Annotated in this window: 15 protein-coding genes and 16 tRNA genes; 4 read left to right on the top strand and 27 right to left on the bottom strand. The window is 45.6% G+C overall.

The genetic code is table 11. The features are described 5' to 3' along the window. Window positions 1–19: 19 nt before the first annotated feature. The 7 genes from J2T20_RS10205 to J2T20_RS10175 all read right to left on the bottom strand — a co-directional run bounded on the left by J2T20_RS10205 (window position 20) and on the right by J2T20_RS10175 (window position 4,933). Window positions 20–673 (bottom strand): response regulator transcription factor, encoded by a 654-nt coding sequence (locus J2T20_RS10205; protein ID WP_307587985.1) that lies wholly within the window; start codon window positions 671–673, stop codon window positions 20–22. A 15-nt stretch (window positions 674–688) separates the two neighbouring features. After that, window positions 689–1,726 (bottom strand): sensor histidine kinase, encoded by a 1,038-nt coding sequence (locus J2T20_RS10200; RefSeq protein ID WP_307587983.1) that lies wholly within the window; start codon window positions 1,724–1,726, stop codon window positions 689–691. A gap of 30 nt (window positions 1,727–1,756) precedes the next feature. Then, entirely contained in the window at window positions 1,757–2,404 is a 648-nt protein-coding gene (gene liaF, locus J2T20_RS10195; RefSeq protein WP_307587981.1) for a cell wall-active antibiotics response protein LiaF, read from the bottom strand. Between the two features lie 313 nt (window positions 2,405–2,717). Further along, on the bottom strand, window positions 2,718–3,425 hold the full coding sequence (locus J2T20_RS10190; protein ID WP_307587979.1) for a PspA/IM30 family protein: 708 nt from the start codon (window positions 3,423–3,425) through the stop codon (window positions 2,718–2,720). A gap of 3 nt (window positions 3,426–3,428) precedes the next feature. Then, complete coding sequence (locus tag J2T20_RS10185) at window positions 3,429–3,896, bottom strand: PspC domain-containing protein (protein ID WP_307587977.1); 468 nt, start codon at window positions 3,894–3,896, stop codon at window positions 3,429–3,431. Between the two features lie 4 nt (window positions 3,897–3,900). Continuing rightward, on the bottom strand, window positions 3,901–4,578 hold the full coding sequence (locus J2T20_RS10180) for a PspA/IM30 family protein (RefSeq protein WP_307587975.1): 678 nt from the start codon (window positions 4,576–4,578) through the stop codon (window positions 3,901–3,903). 52 nt (window positions 4,579–4,630) lie between these two features. Continuing rightward, window positions 4,631–4,933: a LiaF transmembrane domain-containing protein gene (locus J2T20_RS10175; protein ID WP_307587973.1), complete on the bottom strand. Its 303-nt coding sequence runs from the start codon at window positions 4,931–4,933 to the stop codon at window positions 4,631–4,633. Between the two features lie 194 nt (window positions 4,934–5,127). Between J2T20_RS10175 and J2T20_RS10170 the strand changes: the two genes are divergently transcribed. The 4 genes from J2T20_RS10170 (at window position 5,128) to J2T20_RS10155 (ending at window position 10,172) form a co-directional block, all read left to right on the top strand. Continuing rightward, the gene (locus tag J2T20_RS10170) at window positions 5,128–5,814 is read left to right on the top strand and encodes a response regulator transcription factor (protein ID WP_307587971.1); all 687 of its coding nucleotides are present in this window, start codon (window positions 5,128–5,130) and stop codon (window positions 5,812–5,814) included. Continuing rightward, on the top strand, window positions 5,811–6,845 hold the full coding sequence (locus tag J2T20_RS10165; protein ID WP_307587969.1) for a sensor histidine kinase: 1,035 nt from the start codon (window positions 5,811–5,813) through the stop codon (window positions 6,843–6,845). The genes J2T20_RS10170 and J2T20_RS10165 overlap by 4 nt, the downstream gene beginning before the upstream one ends. Window positions 6,846–6,942: 97 nt before the next feature. Continuing rightward, window positions 6,943–7,644, top strand: a complete 702-nt coding sequence (locus J2T20_RS10160; protein WP_307587967.1) for an ABC transporter ATP-binding protein — start codon at window positions 6,943–6,945, stop codon at window positions 7,642–7,644. Continuing rightward, window positions 7,641–10,172, top strand: coding sequence for an ABC transporter permease (locus J2T20_RS10155; protein WP_307587965.1), 2,532 nt, complete (start codon window positions 7,641–7,643; stop codon window positions 10,170–10,172). Before J2T20_RS10160 ends, J2T20_RS10155 begins: the two co-directional genes overlap by 4 nt. Before the next feature lie 79 nt (window positions 10,173–10,251). Here the strand turns inward: J2T20_RS10155 and J2T20_RS10150 are convergent, their stop codons facing one another. The 20 genes from J2T20_RS10150 to J2T20_RS10055 form a co-directional block, all read right to left on the bottom strand. Continuing rightward, a complete protein-coding gene (locus J2T20_RS10150) occupies window positions 10,252–14,460 on the bottom strand; it encodes a glycosyl hydrolase (protein WP_307587963.1) in 4,209 nt (1,402 codons plus the stop codon). 350 nt (window positions 14,461–14,810) lie between these two features. After that, window positions 14,811–15,635 carry a MetQ/NlpA family ABC transporter substrate-binding protein gene (locus tag J2T20_RS10145; protein ID WP_307587961.1) on the bottom strand — a complete coding sequence of 275 codons (825 nt, stop codon included), beginning with the start codon at window positions 15,633–15,635 and terminating at the stop codon, window positions 14,811–14,813. Between the two features lie 58 nt (window positions 15,636–15,693). Then, the gene (locus tag J2T20_RS10140; RefSeq protein ID WP_307587959.1) at window positions 15,694–16,356 is read right to left on the bottom strand and encodes a methionine ABC transporter permease; all 663 of its coding nucleotides are present in this window, start codon (window positions 16,354–16,356) and stop codon (window positions 15,694–15,696) included. After that, window positions 16,346–17,110: a methionine ABC transporter ATP-binding protein gene (locus J2T20_RS10135; protein WP_307588249.1), complete on the bottom strand. Its 765-nt coding sequence runs from the start codon at window positions 17,108–17,110 to the stop codon at window positions 16,346–16,348. The genes J2T20_RS10140 and J2T20_RS10135 overlap by 11 nt, the downstream gene beginning before the upstream one ends. A 254-nt stretch (window positions 17,111–17,364) precedes the next feature. Further along, a tRNA-Leu gene (locus J2T20_RS10130) sits at window positions 17,365–17,443 on the bottom strand. 9 nt (window positions 17,444–17,452) lie between these two features. Then, a tRNA-Cys gene (locus tag J2T20_RS10125) sits at window positions 17,453–17,526 on the bottom strand. A 10-nt stretch (window positions 17,527–17,536) separates the two neighbouring features. Further along, window positions 17,537–17,611 (bottom strand) — tRNA-Gly (locus tag J2T20_RS10120). Between the two features lie 4 nt (window positions 17,612–17,615). After that, window positions 17,616–17,690, bottom strand: a tRNA-Gln gene (locus tag J2T20_RS10115). 21 nt (window positions 17,691–17,711) lie between these two features. After that, a tRNA-His gene (locus J2T20_RS10110) sits at window positions 17,712–17,787 on the bottom strand. Between the two features lie 48 nt (window positions 17,788–17,835). Beyond that, window positions 17,836–17,911: transfer RNA gene (locus tag J2T20_RS10105), tRNA-His, on the bottom strand. A gap of 20 nt (window positions 17,912–17,931) precedes the next feature. Beyond that, window positions 17,932–18,005: transfer RNA gene (locus tag J2T20_RS10100), tRNA-Trp, on the bottom strand. Between the two features lie 5 nt (window positions 18,006–18,010). Continuing rightward, window positions 18,011–18,096, bottom strand: a tRNA-Tyr gene (locus J2T20_RS10095). 5 nt (window positions 18,097–18,101) lie between these two features. Then, a tRNA-Thr gene (locus J2T20_RS10090) sits at window positions 18,102–18,177 on the bottom strand. Between the two features lie 20 nt (window positions 18,178–18,197). Further along, window positions 18,198–18,273 (bottom strand) — tRNA-Phe (locus tag J2T20_RS10085). A 17-nt stretch (window positions 18,274–18,290) separates the two neighbouring features. Continuing rightward, window positions 18,291–18,368, bottom strand: a tRNA-Asp gene (locus tag J2T20_RS10080). A gap of 4 nt (window positions 18,369–18,372) precedes the next feature. Further along, window positions 18,373–18,449, bottom strand: a tRNA-Met gene (locus tag J2T20_RS10075). Window positions 18,450–18,470: 21 nt separating this feature from the next. Next, a tRNA-Val gene (locus J2T20_RS10070) sits at window positions 18,471–18,546 on the bottom strand. Window positions 18,547–18,601: 55 nt separating this feature from the next. Next, window positions 18,602–18,676, bottom strand: a tRNA-Glu gene (locus J2T20_RS10065). Between the two features lie 19 nt (window positions 18,677–18,695). Beyond that, window positions 18,696–18,788: transfer RNA gene (locus J2T20_RS10060), tRNA-Ser, on the bottom strand. A 3-nt stretch (window positions 18,789–18,791) separates the two neighbouring features. Next, a tRNA-Asn gene (locus tag J2T20_RS10055) sits at window positions 18,792–18,867 on the bottom strand. Between the last annotated feature and the right edge of the window lie 116 nt (window positions 18,868–18,983).

Raw genomic sequence — 18,983 nt, 5'->3', positions numbered from 1 at the left:
TTCGATCTAATCCCTTAAATTACTCTGCTAATCCATTTTTATAAGCATAAATAGCAGCTTGCGTCCGATCTTCCACATCCAGCTTCGCTAATATATTCGTCACATGAAATTTAACTGTCTTGATTCCGATAATGAGCACATCTGCAATATCCTGATTGGATTTCCCCTGAGCCAAAAGCTTCAATACTTCCATTTCCCGATCCGTAAGCTCTTTATGGGCGGCGGTCTCACCCATGGCATCACTGCGGAACCGGTTCATCATCTTGGAAGCAACCTGCGAGACCAGTACGGATTGACCTCTCGCTGCCGCACGAATGGCATCCGCCACTTCACTCGCCCGTGATGTTTTTAGCAAATAACTGAAAGCGCCGGCTTCAATTACCGGATACATTTTTGCATCGTCCAAGTAGCTTGTTAATACTATGACTTTACATTCAGGGTAGAGCTTCATAAGCTGCCGGGTTGCCTCAATGCCATCCATACCGTCCATCACCAGATCCATAAGCACTACATCCGGTTTATACTCCTGGGCTAGACGTATGCCTTCTTCACCGCTTCCGGCCTCACCTACAACTTCGATACCGTCTTCAGTGCCTAATACAGCTGCCAATCCAATCCGTACCATTTCGTGATCATCTACCAGTAGTACTTTAATCGAAGTATCTGTCTCCATGGTTCCCCTGTCCTCCTATTCATTAACTAACGGAACTGTAATCTCAATTCGCGTCCCCTTGCCCGGAGCTGTTATGAATTGAATGGAGCCCCCCGTCTCGATGATACGTTCCTGCATATTCGATAGACCATAGGATGTCTTCTTGCTCTCGTCCATCTCAAATCCGATTCCGTCGTCCCGAAGAGTCATGCGTACCGTATCTCCCCGACGTTGAAGGCGTATCTCCAGTTTATTGGCCTTCGCATGCCTCAGCGTATTGGAGATCGCTTCCTGCACAATACGGAAGAAGTGATTCTCTACACCTTTTAGTAAATGCACCTCGGGGTCCATCTCGAACAAAATTTCGATTGGAACCTTCACTTTAAGCTCCCTGATCAGTTCCTGCAGCCCTTGTTCCAGCCCTTTGCCTTCCAGGTAGACAGGCCTTAAATGCAGAAGCAGCGCTCTCATCTCCGACTGGGCTACAGCAGACATTTCTTCAATCAGTGCAATCTGCCGCTGCGCCTTGTCAAAGTCCTTCTCCAGCGTACGGCCAACGGCTGTCGCTGTCATAGAAATCGCAAATAATTGTTGGGAAACCGCATCATGCAGCTCACGCGCCAGTCGTTGCCGCTCATCCATAACGGCCGATACTCGCGCCTGCTCTGCCAGTTGTGCGTTGTGTGTAGATAACCTCTGCAGCGTAGTCACCTGGTTCTCCCATTTACCACTAATCCGCCCTAATTGTTCTCCAAGCCTGCCCAACTCATCATCACCAAGCTCCGGCATGGACAGGGTAAGATTACCCTTCTCCCATAACAGCAGCGTCTCCCGCAGGCGTTCCAGCTTGCGCTTCACGCGAAAACTCTGGTAGAAGCCAAACCCGATCCCAAAACCTATCGGTAACACAAGCAGAGTGAGGGCTGTCCGTAGACCAATCTCCCAATTCTGAAAGGGCCGCAGATAACCGTATGTATACATAATGTACAGGATCACAAACAGCATGACAAAGGAAAAAAGAGCCCCCTCTCCCATGCTGCGTGTTACCATGTTTGCGTTCTTTTTGGTTCCCACTCGGGGGCCCTCCCTTCTCAATCCATAATCTTAGATAACCCGTACATCCAGATCTCCCATTAAGTACGAGATGCTGAGCTTAACTTTATTCTCACTGGTGTCATAATTAGAGGACTTCCAATTTAGCTTGTTCAGCATGCCCGTATCGCGCTGGTTGCCGAATTCAATCGATCCAAACAACACAAAAGCCTCAATCTCTACCCCATAATTCTCTGAAAGATGGATATCTATATCTCCAAAAATACCTTGGAATAACATTACCGTTTCTTTATCCTCAGCCATCGCCAGCGACAAGTCAAGATCTGCTTCGCCCAGAACATGCCAGGCGCTCAAACTTTTCATTACCCAAGGTGACTGATCCCAGTCAAAGCTGGAAGAGAAATTCTGCTTCTGAATAAATCCGCTCTTATGCTGCAGCTTTCTGGATTTCGTAAAAAACATTCCCAGGGAGATTAGACATATACCAAGCACCAACACTAAGTGCTCCAACATCAGCATTATTGCTCCGATCCCGAGCAAGGTGTAGCCTTGTTTGATTCTTCCCGACGTAACTCGGTAAATACCAAGCAGCAAGAACAGAAGTGCGACTATGGAAAAAAAGCCGATCCATCTGCCAAAAATCATCAAGCAGCCTACTCCGATCAGTCCTATGGCAATTATACGGCTCCGCTTATCCATCTCGCACCTCCTAAAAGTTTTAAAGGGCCGGTGAATAACGTCATTACGAGGAACGTTTGGACTTCCGGCCGCTGTTGTTCCCAGATTTCTTGATTTGGACCGCTCTTCGCGGTTGAAATCCGAGAACAAAGGCGAGCGCTAACGCTCCTCCAGTTCCAAACTTCCTCTACATGACTTATATTCGGCTTATATTATTCATTTAAAAGCAAGTAAGCTTAAACGTTCGGAAAAGCCATGCCGGTATGGAATTTCCACACGGTATGGCTTTACCTTGTTTAGCATATCATACAAGCCTGTAAATGTGGAACAGGCTTTATTCTTCTTTTTTCTCCAAGGACGGTGCTGCTGGTGAATCATTCAACTTGTTTCTCAATGCGGCAAGCTGTTCTTCCACTTTCAGTTGTTTCTCGGCATCAATAGGGTTGCTATAGACAGTTGCCGAAGGACTGTAAGGGGCACGCATAACATCAGCTTCTGCTTCAAGCTGCATAATCTTTTCTTCCATACGGTGGAAGCCTAGGGATGCACTGCCGCTCTCAATGGAATGTACGCTGCTGATCTGTGACATTTGCTTTTTAGCTTTAGCCATTTGGGCACGGGATACAAGCTCATTGCGCTTGTTGCGCAGCTTATAGAATTCATCCTTCATTTCATGCAGCTGTTGTACCAATTCCTTGGCTTGTATTTCCGCTTGCCCATGAAGTTCGCTGTATTCTACTTGCTTTTGGTCAAAATAGATTTTTTCCTCAAGCAGCTTGCGTGTAACTTCCTCTTGCCCGTTCTTCAAGGCCAGCTCTGCTTGTGCTCCGCGTTGTGCGGACATCTTAGCAGCTTCATCAACACGTTGCTTCATACGGCGTTCATTCGCCATCTGCTTCGCTACAGTTACCTCCGCCTCGTGAATTTCAGCCTCCATATCGCGCAGATATTGGTTAAGCATCACAATTGGGTCCTCTACCTTATCTAACATGTCGTTTACCGACGCTTTAGTCATATCTTTAATTCTTTTGAAAACTCCCATAATTTACACTTCTCCCTTCTCGTATTTAGACAGTTTTTGTTTGAGTTCTTCTACTTCTTTTTTAAGAGCCTTTTTCTCAATGTCCTTCATCATGGCATCTAAGCCAGAGTCAGGAGCTGAATAGGCATTTTGTTTGTCAAAGTTAGGCGCTGGGTTAGACTGGCGTCCGCAACCCCCGGAACGTCCATGCCCATAGGGTCCATAAGCCTGCTCAGGTCTTTCCGTGTAATACCCGCCATAGGCATTGCCTTGCATCCCGGGGCCAGCACCAAAAGGATTATATTGTGTAGGCTCCTTCGGAATAACGAGCGCTGCGATGAAGTATACGGGAATTACCGCCCCCCCTGTAAAAGGAATGCTTACTACCAGCAGAATGCGTAGCAGCGTGGAGTCGATTCCGAGCGTTTCAGACAATCCACCAGCCAGGCCTGTCATCACTTTGTCACGGGTTGAACGATACAATCGGGTCATTGTGCTACTCCTTTCTGTCATTGTTCAACTTTTCCTTTAGACGTGCTAATTCTCTTTCAAGGACTGTAGCCACAGTCTCTCCTGCCTGCACAGCATACTCTTGCCCCATACGCCGCAAGTCACTCAGACTCTTTGCTTCCAGCTCCCAATCACTCATACGGTCTTCCAGACGACCGAACATTTTGGGTACGTCGCCGCCGTTGCCAAAGGCTCCGGCTCTTTGATTCATGCGCTGCTGCAATCGTAATGTTTCCATCCGAGCGGCATAATACTGTCGTTTGCTGTATACATTTTGATACTCCATTTTCAGCTCGTTCAGCTGACCTTCAAGATCAAACAGTGATTGCTGGCTCTGCTCCAAAAGTCCGCTGTATTGCTCCAACTTTTCCTCGTGAATGATTTTTTCCTGCAGGGCCAGCTTTGCCAAGTGATCCTCACCGGCTTTTAGTGCAAGGAGTGCCTGCTCCTCACGTTTATTTCTCATTGAAGTGGCTTGATTTACTTGCTGCTGCAGCTGCTTAGTGTGAGAAGCATATTGTTGATACAACCTCTCGGCCTCGCCAATCTCATCACGTGTAGTATGAAGGAATTGATCGATCAGCTTCACCGGGTCTTGGCTTTGCTCCAGTCGTTCATTTAAGTTAGCTACGGTTATATCCCGCATGCGACGAAAAACGCTCATATTTTCCTGCTCCCTCCTCATTTTCGATTAGGTATTTAGGTATTCGTTTCCTTTAGTAAGTATTTCTTCTCTTGCCCTTCAAAACTGAGATGCCCCATACGATTAATGCCAGACCAAGTAATGGTCCAATCAACCAAGCGAGCTTGGAGATTAAAGACATAATACCGATGAAAAGCACGATCCAACCAATGACTTTGCGTCCGCTCTTAATTCCGTAATACCCGAGAACGACCAGCAATACAGGGAACAACAGCCTGAAGATTCCGTGAATCAGAGGAAGCGCGATACCCATCAGCATAATTGCGCCGAGTACAATAAATACAATCGCTAATCCATTTCCTTTTCTACTTTGCATTTTTTCTCACCGCCTTTCGTTAACCTCAACCTTATAGTCTTATTCTAGATCAATCCCAAGCTTTTCAAAACAGACCGTGGACGGTTTTTAGTACTGGACCTTAGGCGGGGAGACTCTACGACTGCAGACCACAAAAGGGCTGGTTGGGGTATAATTAGTCTATATTACAGCCAAGTTGATGAAGGAGAGCCGCAATGAGGACATTATTAATCGTTGAGGACGACCGCAGTCTGAATAAGGGGATCGCCCTAACACTTTCGCAAAATGATCTAGCCATAGTACAAGCATATGATATTGCTACTGCGGAGAAAATCGTCTCGTCACATGATATAGACTTGATGATTCTGGATATTAACCTTCCCGATGGAAGCGGCTTGGATTACTGCGAGAAAATACGGAGAACATCGCAAATGCCGATCATCTTTCTTACCGCTAACGACATGGAGCCGGACATCGTTACAGGGTTTGAACTGGGAGCCGATGATTATATCACGAAACCTTTCAGCTTGATGGTTCTGCGCTCCAGGGTGATGGCAGTACTTAGAAGAGCTGAGAATCACAGAGAGGATCAAATAACTCTGGGTTCCTTAGCCTTTGATTTTAACAAGATGGAGTACTATAAAAACAACCGTCCACTGGTACTTAGCAAAACCGAACAGAAGCTGCTGAAGACTCTGGTGATTCATTCGGGAAATATTTTGACAAGAGAACAGTTAATGGACAAGATCTGGAGCCAAGAAGCTGAGTTTGTAGATGAGAATGCGCTGACCGTTGCTATCAAAAGATTACGGGCCAAGATAGAGGATGATCCCTCCTCTCCTAGATACATTAAAACAATCTATGGCTTGGGCTATAAGTGGGCGGACGGTAACCATCCATGAAAAAAAGCAAACTTATTCATCATACGGGTAAGATAAATGTCCTCTTTTCGATGATTTTTATTCTTTTGGTCTTCATCTACATCATCAGCATCACTTTAGTGACAGGACTGGATCCCAGGTTGTTGAAGCTCACCTGTCTATTCTTAGTTTGTATATTAGGGTTAGGTGCCGTTTGGGTTATCTTGCTTCGCCGCCAAATCACCTCCTATATGGATAACTTGGATAGGATGGTTGACGGTGCTATCCATGGTCGAGAACAATTAACTTATTATGATGAGACTTCTCTTTCTTCTATAGAACATAAATTAATGCGGTACATAGATATCTCCAAAGCGAATGAGCAGAACCTAGAACAGGAAAAGAATAAGATAAAAGCACTGATCTCAGATATTTCCCATCAGACCAAGACGCCCTTGTCCAATATCATGGTTTACAGCCAACTTCTTAGTGAGGTACCCGAACTGAATAAGGATACTCTGCATTATGTTAATCAAATTATGATGCAGTCGGATAAATTGAACTGGCTTATTCAATCCTTAATCAAGCTCTCCAGACTGGAATCAGGCATGATTTCTCTCCGTATGGAGAACCATCCTGTTGTTCAAATGATCAAGCAGACCGTATCCCAGGTTTATGATCAGGCGGAGAGCAAGAACATCCTTATCAGCATGACTTGTGATCCTAGTATAGAAGCCCGTTACGATCCAAAATGGACAAGCGAAGCTCTGTTCAACCTGCTGGAGAATGCTGTGAAATATACAGAACGAGGCGGCAAAATACTTCTTACGGCTGAAAGCAACGAAATGTTCACCCGCATAGATATTTCAGACACCGGAATCGGCATCCCCAAAGAAGAGCTTCACTCTGTATTCAAAAGGTTCTATCGAGGCCAAAATGTTCGTGAGTTTGAGGGTGTCGGTATTGGATTATTTTTGGCTAAAGAAATTATTACCGCTCAAGGGGGGTATATTCAAGCTGCCTCTGAGGTTAGCAAAGGCTCGGTCTTCTCAGTCTTCTTACCCCGAATATGAATGTGTCAATACCGTCAGATTTCAGACACGGTGCTGTCAGATTTGTTTGTTACCTTAAGAGATGTGAAAGGTACAAATTACTTAGGGGGAAGAACTTATGAGTATTATAAGAATAGAAAATTTGAAGAAGTATTACGGAAAAGGTGGCACGACCGTTAAAGCCTTGGACGGCGTATCACTGACTGTGGAGAAAGGTGAGTTCGTGGCCATAGTCGGTACAAGTGGCAGCGGCAAAAGTACGCTTTTACATATGCTTGGCGGGCTGGATCGGGCCACAGAAGGCAAGGTTTACGTGGACGGGCATGATATCTTTGCTATGAAAGATGACAAACTCACTATATTCAGACGCAGATCCGTTGGATTCGTCTTTCAGAGCTATAATCTGCTTCCGATTCTGAATGTTCTTGAGAATATAATCTTGCCCATAGAACTTGATGGCGGAAAGATCGACCAGGCGTACCTTGATAAGGTCATACACACTCTGGGCCTTCAAGAGAAAGTTAACAATCTACCCGCTAATCTGTCGGGAGGCCAGCAGCAGCGGGTCGCCATTGCCAGAGCTTTAGCCACCAAACCCTCCATTATTCTGGCGGACGAACCTACAGGCAATCTCGACAGTAAAACCAGTCAAGAAGTCCTTATCCTTATGAAGCAGATGAGCGAGAAATTCAACCAAACGATCGTAATGATTACACACAATGAGCAGATTGCGCAAACCGCAGACCGGATCATTCGTATTGAAGACGGAACACTGGTCTCCGGGAACGCTCAGGCAGGCCGGAACGTGAGTCCTATATGATCGGAACCAATAACCGTACAACTATCCGCCGCCTTGCCGTCAAAAGCCTAAAAGCCAATTCAATGCGTAATCTCACAATTATATGTGCCGTTATTCTGACTACGCTTCTGATCACCAGTATATTTACAATGGCCCTTAGTATTAACAAGTCGATGGAACAGGCCCAAATGCGGACGGTAGGCAGTGATTTTCATGGAGGCTTCAAATATTTGAACCCATCGGAACTAGAGATACTGCGCAAGCATCCCTCCATCCGTGAATACGGGGTCTCCCTTCTAGTTGGCAGAATGAAAAACAATGTTTTCGCGGACAACCCTGTAGAGGTCCTGCAAGTTGACAAAAACTATGCCAAGCATGGGTTTATCCAATTTATCGAAGGTGGACTGCCCTCAGGCGAAGACGAGATTGCCCTGAACACTTGGGAACTGGATAAGCTTGGTGTTGTCCATGAATTAGGGCAGCGGGTAACTCTAGAAATCGATACAGGTGATAAAGTCCTGAGCCGGGAATTTGTTCTATCGGGGTATTATGAAGCGGATAAGCACTTGGCTATGGCCGGGCTGGCCTTTGTTTCAGAGGCTTTTACTCAAAAATACATTTCTTCTATAGATCCATCCACCTCCATCGCTAACAGCTCTTATGTTAACACTTCACAGCTAAGCGTAATGTTCAACAATTCCTTCAATATTGAGCAGAAATTGAAAAAAGTCCTTGTGGATACGAAACTGGATGTACCCATCGGAATAAACTGGGCTTATGCCTCCGTCTCTCTCGCCGAGGATTGGATGAACCTGGTTCCCTATGCGGCTGTTCTCTTCATCATTATGCTGAGCGGATATTTACTGATTTATAATATCTTTTATATCTCAGTGGTGCGGGATGTGAAGTTCTACGGATTGTTGAAGACCATTGGAACCACACCCAGACAGTTGAGAAAGATCATTTCCGTTCAGGCACAGTTGCTATATCTGATCGCGCTGCCGTTCGGGCTTGCCTCAGGCTATGGAATCGGATGCCTGTTGACCCCGTTGATGAACTCTTTTTCCAGCCAGTCCGTGGAAGCATCGTATTCTGTTAGTCCGATCATATTTATCGGTGCAGCTATATTCTCCTATATTACGGTATGGCTTGGTGCCAGCAAGCCGGGCAAGATCGCCTCTCGAATCTCCCCTGTGGAAGCAGTGAGGTTCTCAGGAGTACCTATTGGTGGAAAGAAAAAATCCAAAAAATCTAATCACGGGGCAAAGCTTAACAGCATGGCGCTCTCAAACTTATTCAGAAGTAAAAAGAAGCTTATCCTGATGCTTTCCTCCTTGTCTTTAAGCATTACCTTATTCAGTACAATCTTTACTATTATTTCTTCGTTAGATGTTAATAAGTACTTGAGTTCTTTCATATCGGGAGATTTTGTAGTATTCAATAAGCCCCTCATCAGTCATAGAGGAGAACGACAAGGTGATCCCTTTAAATTTTCGGAGGAATTCAGCAGCACCTTAGGGAGCATTGATGGGGTGAAGAGAATAGACAACGTGTATTACAAATTCGAGCCTTACGCTATTGACGCTGCGGTTCGAGCAGTTCTCGAACCCATAGCGGCTTCACCTAATCCTCACCCTTCTATCACCGAGACATTAAAAGGAGGTTATATTCAACTTTCGCTTTATGGATTAGATTCTGGTTGGTTTGACCTAATAAAGAAGGATATCATCGAAGGGTCATTTAATCAGCAAAAATTTGAATCTGGAAATTACGTAATTGTAACGGAGTCCCTCGTGGGTGAAGATGCTTCCGTTACCTATTATCACCCCGGTGATATTCTTAAATATGATGGTTTGGGCAAAAGCTATGAAGTCATGGCAATCTTAAAAACAGACGCACTATATGCTGCAACTACAAAGATTTATTCATCCTTTGGCTATAATGCCTTCCTTCCTTCTTCCGAGCTTAAAAAGGAACTGCCTAAGGAAAGTAGCCCCTCCATGATCCTTTCGGCAACCTTGCAAGCCGATTCGACCAAGCTGGATGATGTGGAGCAGGCCGCTAAGGCCATGACCGGTACTACGGATGAGCTGACTCTCAAATCCAGAGAGGATTATAGATTAGAGCTTGCCGGTTTTATCACTATTTTTCAGACCCTAGGTTATGGTCTTAGCTTTGTTATTGCGCTTATCGGAGTTCTCAACTACATTAATACCGTCCTTACAGGAGTCATTGCCCGCAGAAATGAGTTTGCTGTTCTGGAGAGCATAGGAATGACCAAGAAGCAACTGAAGAAAATGCTTGTATATGAAGGGGTGTATAACGTGCTCTTTACAGTGATCATCACCTCTACCGCAGGTGTGCTAGTGACCTACAGCATTTCCAAGAGTATTACGGAGAACATGGCATTTACGGTCTTCCAAATGAGCTGGCTGCCGTTTATCATGGTCGTACCTGTCTTGCTAGTCATAGCGTATTCTGTAACTATGAGAGCCTACCGGATGCTGACGAAATCCACGATTGTTGAGCGGCTGCGGGAAATCGAATAACCAATACTCCAATACATGGAGAAATAAAAATAAAGAGTACTTGAGGTTGTAATCTCAAGTACTCTTTTTTAAACCAACTCTATTCTAGAATAACGTCGTCTACATAAACCGTTAGAGGTGAGTTGGTGCCGCTCGGAGAAGAGATTTGGAGCCCCATCGATTGAATCAAGGTTTTATCGATCGTACTCTGGTTCAAATCAATAGTGATCCACTGATAATCCGTGGTCAGTGTTTGTTCACCCGAGTCTGCCCAAGCCCAGCCACCACCAGTTTTAATAAATAGCTTAGCTATTGCTGAGCCGGATGATATACGGACTTTCAGCTTCAACGTACTCCCGTTACTCAGATCTCTATTCCCAATATTATTTAGCTCAAAGTTGGTATTCGTTGGCAAGGTATTTGGGAAATCAACACTAAGTACCTTACTGTTTCCATCTGTAGAGTTGGCAAGGTTGGTAGCTAAGGTGTTTTGACCAAATCCCCACTCCTGCAGCGAGCTTTCAAAGTCAAACAGTGTACCAAGAGCAATTCCTCCGCCGGCACTGCCGCTCGGCACTGTTCCTGCATTAGGATCATTCACCGCTTTGATATCGTCAAAATACATATCCGACGTCAGTGTTGTACCGCTAGGTACGGCATTCGTATAAATCGAGAACGCTTGAATAGCCTTCAAGTTCAATTTGGTCAACGTACCTGTAGCACCGTTAGCCGGTTTGAAATCACTGAATTTCGCCGTGACGAATTGTGCCGTTGTAGTCTTGGTGTCCGGGTAATATTCATAAGTTTTACCGCTGGCATTGATCTGAATAACCAGCTTTTGACCCTGTGCATCCGGCTGATACCAGAACTGAAGGGCATTAAAGCCAGACCAGTCTGCACTGCCCATCGATTTGGTAATACCCGTGTACCCATTGCCGCCCAATGTATAGGTGTACTTTAATCCATAGCTGCCGCTTTGCTTATGGCCCGCATCTAGCGATGCTGAAGCAATATCTCCTCCGGCATGAACAAATTTGGTCTGCAATGAAAGGTTACTTCCCAGATAGCCTTCGAAGTCGTCAACTACAGCGGGATCAGCTGTAGCTTCCGCAAAGGTGCTGTAAAGTTGGATATTATCGATATACACCGGGAACGAAGTAGTATCGCTATCCAAACCACTGCCCACCAGGGAAAGTGCAATATCGCCTGCCGCTGCGCGTTTGGCTGCATCCGGCAAATCGATGGTCGGGGAGAACTTCGCGTATTCAACACCGTCAATGGTTACCTTTTGCATGTTCGATAGAGCAACCTGTGTGGTTTCCATTCCGTATTTGTTATCCCAATCAGGTGGAAGCATAACTACAGCACGAATACTTGGGGTAGCTTTCGGGCTTCCCGCTGATACCGGTATCCACGCATCGAACTTGATACGTGACACATCGGCTAAGGTATCACTGTTAATGACCGACTTCGCGTTGGTCAACTCCAGCTTCATCTCCTGCCAATTATCACTATAAACAGCGTTTGTAACACCCAATTCAAGAACACCATTGCCATCCAGAGTACTGTGGGAGAGAGACGAAACATCAGCCTGATACCCTCCATTATTTTGTACGCCTAGGATATCTTGATCAAAAGTATACGAATGGATTAATACTTCACCAATTTTCACGAAGACCGTATTGGTTTGTTCCTGTAGAACCGTACCGTCAGCGCCATACACCTTAACAGTAATAGTATTCGACTTGCCGTTGAGGCTGGCAGCCGGTGACCAATCTGCTGAATACAAGAAGCCGTCAGCTTCCAACGTCATTGGTGTTTCAGTAGTGGAGCCGTTAACAGTGTATACAACCTTTGCAGGCGTTTCATTTAAAACACGGGCTCGAACCTTCGTAGTATTCGTGCTGATCGTACCTTGGTTCGTAGGTGAAGCGATATGCATCAACGGCTTTTCAACCGCAGCATTTACACTCCGGTTATAAGCGCCGGTTACCCCGTTGCTAAATATCGAATACTCATCATCATAGAATTTTTTGAAATCTGCAAGCATCTCATGTTCATGAGCAGGGTCACCTGTTGGATACGGTACATAAATAGAGTTCGCACCAAAGTTCGCCCAAGTCAACATATAAGCCATGCGCTTGGAGTCAGGATCACTCTTCAACGCAGTAGCCAAACGTGTATAGAAGTCAGTCGTTGTATTTCCGCTAACCTGCATTTTTTGATAACCGAATTCCGTAAGTGCTGCCACTTTATTCTTTCGATCAGCAATTTTGGAGACAAGCTTCGTTTCCTTAACAACACTGTCGAACCAGCCTTGGCCTTCCCCGTTATAATAGCTGTCGAAGCCAATGATATCTACATACTCGTCACCTGGATAAGTCTCAAGGTATTTCTCCTCATTGTCCCCGAAACCTCCCCCTGGCGAGTAGGCATAGAGGAAGTTGTGAACACCTTTTTGATCACGTAGATATTCGACGGTATATCTGTAGATTTCTTTATATTCATCTTTTGTAGTGAAGGCTGCCCCCCACCAAAACCAGCTACCGCTTTGCTCGTGGAATGGGCGGAAAATAACCGGAATCGGTTTGCCATCGTCAGTCTTCAGTTTTGTTGCAAAATCGGCGATATTGTCTAAGAACTGATTAAACTCCTGATGGTTCGAACCACCGGGGAGAATAGTTGATACTACGTTGCCTTTAAGGTCATAGAAGTCTCCGCCTGTCACAAAGTTCGGCATATGTGAGCTCAGGTTAAGCACACCGTTTTGGGCGTACGCTTTTTTCATTACATCGATCAGGTTGTCGCGGCTTTGCTCAAAGTTACCCGATACTCCTGGCTTCTCATGCCCCTCGAGACTGAGCGTATCCCAACCAAAAACCGCAGGATAAGCACCCACCGCATTAAGAGAATCAGACTGGGTACCGTTCTTTTCTGTGATTGACATCCCTTCGGTTGTAGCGTGCTGCTGTCCAAATAATATATTCTTTCCGCGGATATCCTGAAGATAGGTGAAAAGAGACTTGGTCTCAGCTGTAGCCTTCGAGTCAACGAAGTCGACTGTAGATATAGGTGCTGGGGTTACAGTGCCAGAACCGTTATTCGTCGTTGGTGTCGTTGGAGAGACCGATTTCGGTACACCGTTTGCCACAGCAACCATGCCTGCCGCAACCACTTCACCGTTGACGGTGAGGCCGGGAGCTCGAACAATGGCATTCGGAATATTGCCTTTACCGACAATTGTCGTACCGGCTGCATCTAGATTAACCGTCAAGTTGGTAATTGAGGCTCCGTCCGCAATCAATAAGGCGACTGATTGATTAACTGTGACTTCATCGATTTTCGAACCAGCCCCAAGCTCTAGGCGAGACTTGCTTTCCATTGAGATATTATCAATCTGTGTCTCCCCGGTTGTCACCACTCGAACCAAACCATCCGGGCGGTTCACTTGCACATTGCCAAGATTGGCGTTATTGAAAGTGATTGTGTTCTCTCCGCCACCCCATACATAAGTGGTTCCCTTAACCGTTATCCCGTCAAGTGTAACTTCACCGTTGCCGATACCGGGTGCGAGATAAAGATTCCCGTTGATAGTCGCTCCCTTCAGGTTCGCTCCGTTTTTATTAATGACTACGCTTCCATTAATGACAGCAGCTTCATGGTAAGCCGTTGTTGCATAATACCCTGATACCAGTTGATCTAGAAGCGTTACCACTTCAGCACGGGTTATTTTACCTTCTGGCTTAAAGGAACCATCCGGATATCCGCTGATTTTACCTGCAAAGGCATTTACAGCTTCAACTGCGTATTTCTGAATATCAGCTGAATCTTTAAAGGACGAGGCAAACGCCGAATTCTCCCCAGTAGCCAGGCTAAATGCCCTTGCGAGCAGTGTCACTGCATCTTGGCGGGACATTTCCGTTGTGGCCCGAGCCAGATTCTTTTCAAAGCCATGGTAATAACCAGCTTCCTTAGCGATAGCGAGTTGTTGCGCATACCAACTACTAGCTGAAACATCAGTAAAATTAATGGTTGATTCAGCGGTAAAACCGAATACTTGATTAATAATAGTCACAAGCTCTGCGCGGGTGATACTCTGATTTGGGTGGAATGTCCCATCTGGATAACCGCTAATGACGCCGTTATTCATCCATTGACTAATATCAGTAGCTGCCCAGTGCCCCTGCAAATCAGAAGGAGTAGATGAAGCATTTCCTGCCTCGCCTGTAGCCGCGTAAGCTGGAGCAAGCGAGGTTCCAATCATTGCCGCAGCCATGAAGGAAGCTAGCCATTTCGTTGAACCTTTCATGAGAACCCTCCTAAGAATCATGTATTTCACCAAATAAAAAATAACAAATATATATTTTTGTCATCACCCTTCCCTTTGCTATTTTAGCAAAAAATCTAATGAATACGGTTCAAAAATACTAATATATTACATTGTAAGCGCTTAATAATATATTATACAGGCCCTATATTCATTTGAATATGTTCTGTATTTGTTTTTATAGTTTTGTATTGTGTTATTGTTATCTTTAAATTAGATAAAATAGAAAACAAAATAAGACAAAATACCTAATTTATTAGCAAAAAAAGCAAGCCTCCTATTTCAGGAAGCCTGCTGTTGGTAAATCACTTTTATACATTGGGAAGATTCTTTTATTTAAAAGCTGGAATCGCGATATCTGCGTAGTTGTCCTCTAGAAACTTTCTCACTTCAGGACCACTCATCCGTTCGGCCAGCTTTTTGATTGCTGCAGAATCCTTATTATCTTTGCGAGAAACCAGATTTATGGAGAACTCGGAGTCCTCATTTTCCGTTATCAGTGCATCCTTCTTCGGTGTAAGTCCAAGCGGACTGGCGTAAGCCGGAGTCATGGCCACCAAGTCAGCATCATCCAGCATACGGGCCAGCATCAGCAAATCCACTTCCTCAAACACAAACTTTCTTGGATTCTCTACAATGTCTGCCTGAGTTGCTTGAATACCTACGCCTTCCTTCAGCTTGATTAACCCCGCCGCCTCGAACATTACCAAGGAACGCCCTATATTCGATGGATCATTTGCCATTACAAGAGTTGATCCATCCGGTAATTCTCCGATATTTTTAAAACGTTTGGAATAACCTCCGTAAATCGCATTATAAACAGGCTGGACCGCAACAAGCTCAGAACCCTTGCTGGCATTGAATTGCTCCATATAAGGAACATGTTGAAAAAAGTTAGCGTCAACTTCCTTATTGGCTAACGCCTCATTCGGCTGCACGTTGTCCGACAATATTACAATCTCAAGCTCGATACCATCCTCTTTCAGCAATGGTTTCACAATATCCATAATATCCGTCATCGGAGGAATCAGAGTCGCCACTTTCAACTTACTAGACTCCGCTGAATCCGGAGCCTGGCTTCCTTCAGATGCTTTCTTCTCCCCACAACCTGCAATGATAACCGTAAGTGTAAGAACCATTATTATTAACTTTTTCATTAGTGCAGCTAGCCTCCATTTTATAGTACGAATAGTTGTGTTATTAATTTACACATCATCATCTTTTATCAAGGAATCTCGACAAGGAACCTCCAGTGAATTGAACCAATTGTACCAATACGATCATAACTAGAATCGCATAGACCATCACTTCAGTCTCAAAACGCTGGTAGCCGTAACGGATTGCAAAGTCTCCGACTCCGCCCCCGCCGACAACTCCCATCACTGTCGAGAAAGATATAAAGCTGATCGTCGAGGTTGTCAATCCGAGCACCAGTCCCGTACGGGCTTCAACATACAGAAATTTAAAGGTAAGCCCCAGCTTAGAGGCTCCCATAGACAGGGCAGCATCTATCGTACCTCTTGGTACCTCCAACAAAGATTGCTCAACCAAACGTGAGTAATAAGCTATAGCGACAATGGATAAAGGTACTGTCGCAGCAATCGTACCGATGGCTGTTCCTACAATTATGCGGGTTAGGGGAATCAGAGCAACGACCAGCAGCAAAAAGGGAAATGATCGTACAATGTTAACCATGCTGTTCAGTATCAAAGACAAGTACTTATTCTCATAGAGCTGGCCTTTTCGGCAAAAAAACAGCAGTGTCCCCAGAGGAAGTCCCAGCAGCAGTGCAGCACTAACCGATATTCCTACCATCACAAAAGTTTCCCCAATCGATTGCCACATTTGTGCCTGATACTTAATCATACTATCTAGCATATGCTTCTCTCTCTTTACCGATAATCTCTTCCCGATAGGAACTAAAGCTTTCTGCGGCAGGACGGAATTCTCCGTCTTCCCTTGAAAACGAATCAATGATTCGACCGCTTTCCATCACGGATACGTGACTACATATGGTTTTGATGACGTCCATCTCATGAGTGACTATTACAATGGTTACCCCAAGTCTTGAATTTACATGCTTCAGTACATTTAGGATCTCCACAGTAGTTGTAGGATCAAGTGAAGAGGTTGGCTCATCGCAGAGCAGCAGTTTCGGGCTATTAGCCAGAGCACGCGCGATAGCTACACGCTGCCGCTGTCCACCGCTGAGCTGGGCGGGATATTGGTCTTCTTTGTCCTCCAGTCCCACAAAAATCAAACACTCCTTCACGCGCTTTATCCGCTCTTGCTTCGGCAGTCCTGCCAGCTCCAGAGGGATGGAAACATTGCGGCTGACCGTTGCATTTGATACTAAATTAAATTGCTGAAAAATCATCCCGATCTTCTGCCTCTCTTTTCGTAGCAGCTTATCCGGCAATCCCATCAATTGCAGCCCATCTATGGTTACCGTTCCCTGGTCGGGCTGTTCCAGTAAATTAATCATTCGCAGCAGCGTAGACTTCCCGGCTCCGCTTGCACCGATAATGCCATGTACTGCTCCCGCATTGACCTCGAGTGAAACATTATCGACAGCCTTATATAGCCCGTCCCGCAGCTTGAAGCTTTTACTTACCTCATTCAGAAATAGGATACTAATTTCCCCCTTCCGTTCCGCCTAGATTCGGATCTTCAGCAATCCAATCTAGTGTATCATGAATATTTAAAAACTGTTTCATTAAAATTATCTATAAATAATAAGGCATTTCCTCCGCTGTGTCACCACTTTTATATTTATATTTCTCAGTTAGCATTAAAACATCATATGATAGGTTACGGGCAAAAAACTGGAAACAAAAAATAGGCTTATAAAATTGCTCCAAAGCAATTTTATAAGCCTATTTAAGATACCGGCGAGAGGACTCGAACCTCCACGGTTTCCCACTCGATTTTGAGTCGAGCGCGTCTGCCATTCCGCCACGCCGGCATAAAGTAATGGAGGCGCCACCCAGATTTGAACTGGGGATAAAGCTTTTGCAGAGCTTTGCCTTACCACTTGGCTATGGCGCCATAAAACAGTTGGAGCGGACGACGGGAATCGAACCCGCGACCCTCGCCTTGGCAAGGCGATGCTCTACCGCTGAGCCACGTCCGCAATATGGCTGGGGATATAGGATTTGAACCTATGCATGACGGAGTCAAAGTCCGTTGCCTTACCGCTTGGCTAATCCCCAACATACAAATAAAAAATAAAATGGGGCGACCGATGGGTCTCGAACCCACGAATGCCGGAACCACAATCCGGTGCGTTAACCCCTTCGCCACGGTCGCCATATGATACAAAACTAAACTTCTCAATACACTAACTTTTAAAGAAAATGGGGCGACCGATGGGTCTCGAACCCACGAATGCCGGAACCACAATCCGGTGCGTTAACCACTTCGCCACGATCGCCATATTACTTTAAAAATTATTGGCAGGGGCAGCAGGAATTGAACCCACACCAACGGTTTTGGAGACCGTTGTTCTACCCTTAAACTATGCCCCTAAAACTGGTGGAGGATGATGGATTCGAACCACCGAACACTTACGTGAGCAGATTTACAGTCTGATGCGTTTGGCCACTTCGCTAATCCTCCAAGGATGGTGCCGGCGAGAGGACTTGAACCCCCAACCTACTGATTACAAGTCAGTTGCTCTACCAGTTGAGCTACACCGGCGTATTCTGTTGTAAGGCTTATGGTGGCTCGAGACGGATTCGAACCGCCGACACGAGGATTTTCAGTCCTCTGCTCTACCGACTGAGCTATCGAGCCTTAGTACAAGATATAAATGGCGGAACCGACGGGATTCGAACCCGCGATCTCCTGCGTGACAGGCAGGCATGTTAGGCCAACTACACCACGGTTCCAAATTGGTTGCGGGGGCAGGATTTGAACCTGCGGCCTTCGGGTTATGAGCCCGACGAGCTACCGGGCTGCTCCACCCCGCGTCATAAGCAATATAAAATTGATGGTGGAGGCTGAGGGGTTCGAACCCCCGACCCTCTGCTTGTAAGGCAGATGCTCTCCCAGCTGAGCTAAGCCTCCATAAACGAACAATTGTTATCATACCAAATTTCAACCTATAAAATCAAGTGGAAAATGGTGACCCGTATGGGATTCGAACCCATGTTACCTCCGTGAAAGGGAGGTGTCTTAACCCCTTGACCAACGGGCCAAACTACTAAGAAAATATATGGCGGAGAGAGAGGGATTCGAACCCTCGAGACGCTTGTGGCGCCTACACGATTTCCAATCGTGCTCCTTCGGCCAAACTCGGACACCTCTCCATATGGCTCCCCGAACAGGGCTCGAACCTGTGACAACTCGATTAACAGTCGAGTGCTCTACCAACTGAGCTATCAGGGAATATATTTTCAGGCTTGATCGCCTGAAAACTGAATCCGAAACGAATCTGCGTGTTAGATATTTGGATAAGCCCTCGACCGATTAGTATTGGTCAGCTCCATGCATTGCTGCACTTC

This window comes from Paenibacillus wynnii (assembly GCF_030812855.1).
In the GTDB taxonomy this organism is placed as follows: Bacteria; Bacillota; Bacilli; order Paenibacillales; family Paenibacillaceae; genus Paenibacillus_AQ; species Paenibacillus_AQ wynnii_A.
The sequence above is the reverse complement of the archived record's forward strand: the minus strand, read 5'-3'. Positions and strand labels throughout refer to the sequence as shown.

Coding starts and splice junctions, on each gene's coding strand:
- J2T20_RS10205 (WP_307587985.1), bottom strand. CDS start 673: ATGGAGACAGATACTTCGATTAAAGTACTACTGGTAGATGATCACGAA.
- liaF (WP_307587981.1), bottom strand. CDS start 2,404: ATGGATAAGCGGAGCCGTATAATTGCCATAGGACTGATCGGAGTAGGC.
- J2T20_RS10190 (WP_307587979.1), bottom strand. CDS start 3,425: ATGGGAGTTTTCAAAAGAATTAAAGATATGACTAAAGCGTCGGTAAAC.
- J2T20_RS10185 (WP_307587977.1), bottom strand. CDS start 3,896: ATGACCCGATTGTATCGTTCAACCCGTGACAAAGTGATGACAGGCCTG.
- J2T20_RS10180 (WP_307587975.1), bottom strand. CDS start 4,578: ATGAGCGTTTTTCGTCGCATGCGGGATATAACCGTAGCTAACTTAAAT.
- J2T20_RS10175 (WP_307587973.1), bottom strand. CDS start 4,933: ATGCAAAGTAGAAAAGGAAATGGATTAGCGATTGTATTTATTGTACTC.
- J2T20_RS10170 (WP_307587971.1), top strand. CDS start 5,128: ATGAGGACATTATTAATCGTTGAGGACGACCGCAGTCTGAATAAGGGG.
- J2T20_RS10165 (WP_307587969.1), top strand. CDS start 5,811: ATGAAAAAAAGCAAACTTATTCATCATACGGGTAAGATAAATGTCCTC.
- J2T20_RS10160 (WP_307587967.1), top strand. CDS start 6,943: ATGAGTATTATAAGAATAGAAAATTTGAAGAAGTATTACGGAAAAGGT.
- J2T20_RS10155 (WP_307587965.1), top strand. CDS start 7,641: ATGATCGGAACCAATAACCGTACAACTATCCGCCGCCTTGCCGTCAAA.
- J2T20_RS10150 (WP_307587963.1), bottom strand. CDS start 14,460: ATGAAAGGTTCAACGAAATGGCTAGCTTCCTTCATGGCTGCGGCAATG.
- J2T20_RS10145 (WP_307587961.1), bottom strand. CDS start 15,635: ATGAAAAAGTTAATAATAATGGTTCTTACACTTACGGTTATCATTGCA.
- J2T20_RS10140 (WP_307587959.1), bottom strand. CDS start 16,356: ATGCTAGATAGTATGATTAAGTATCAGGCACAAATGTGGCAATCGATT.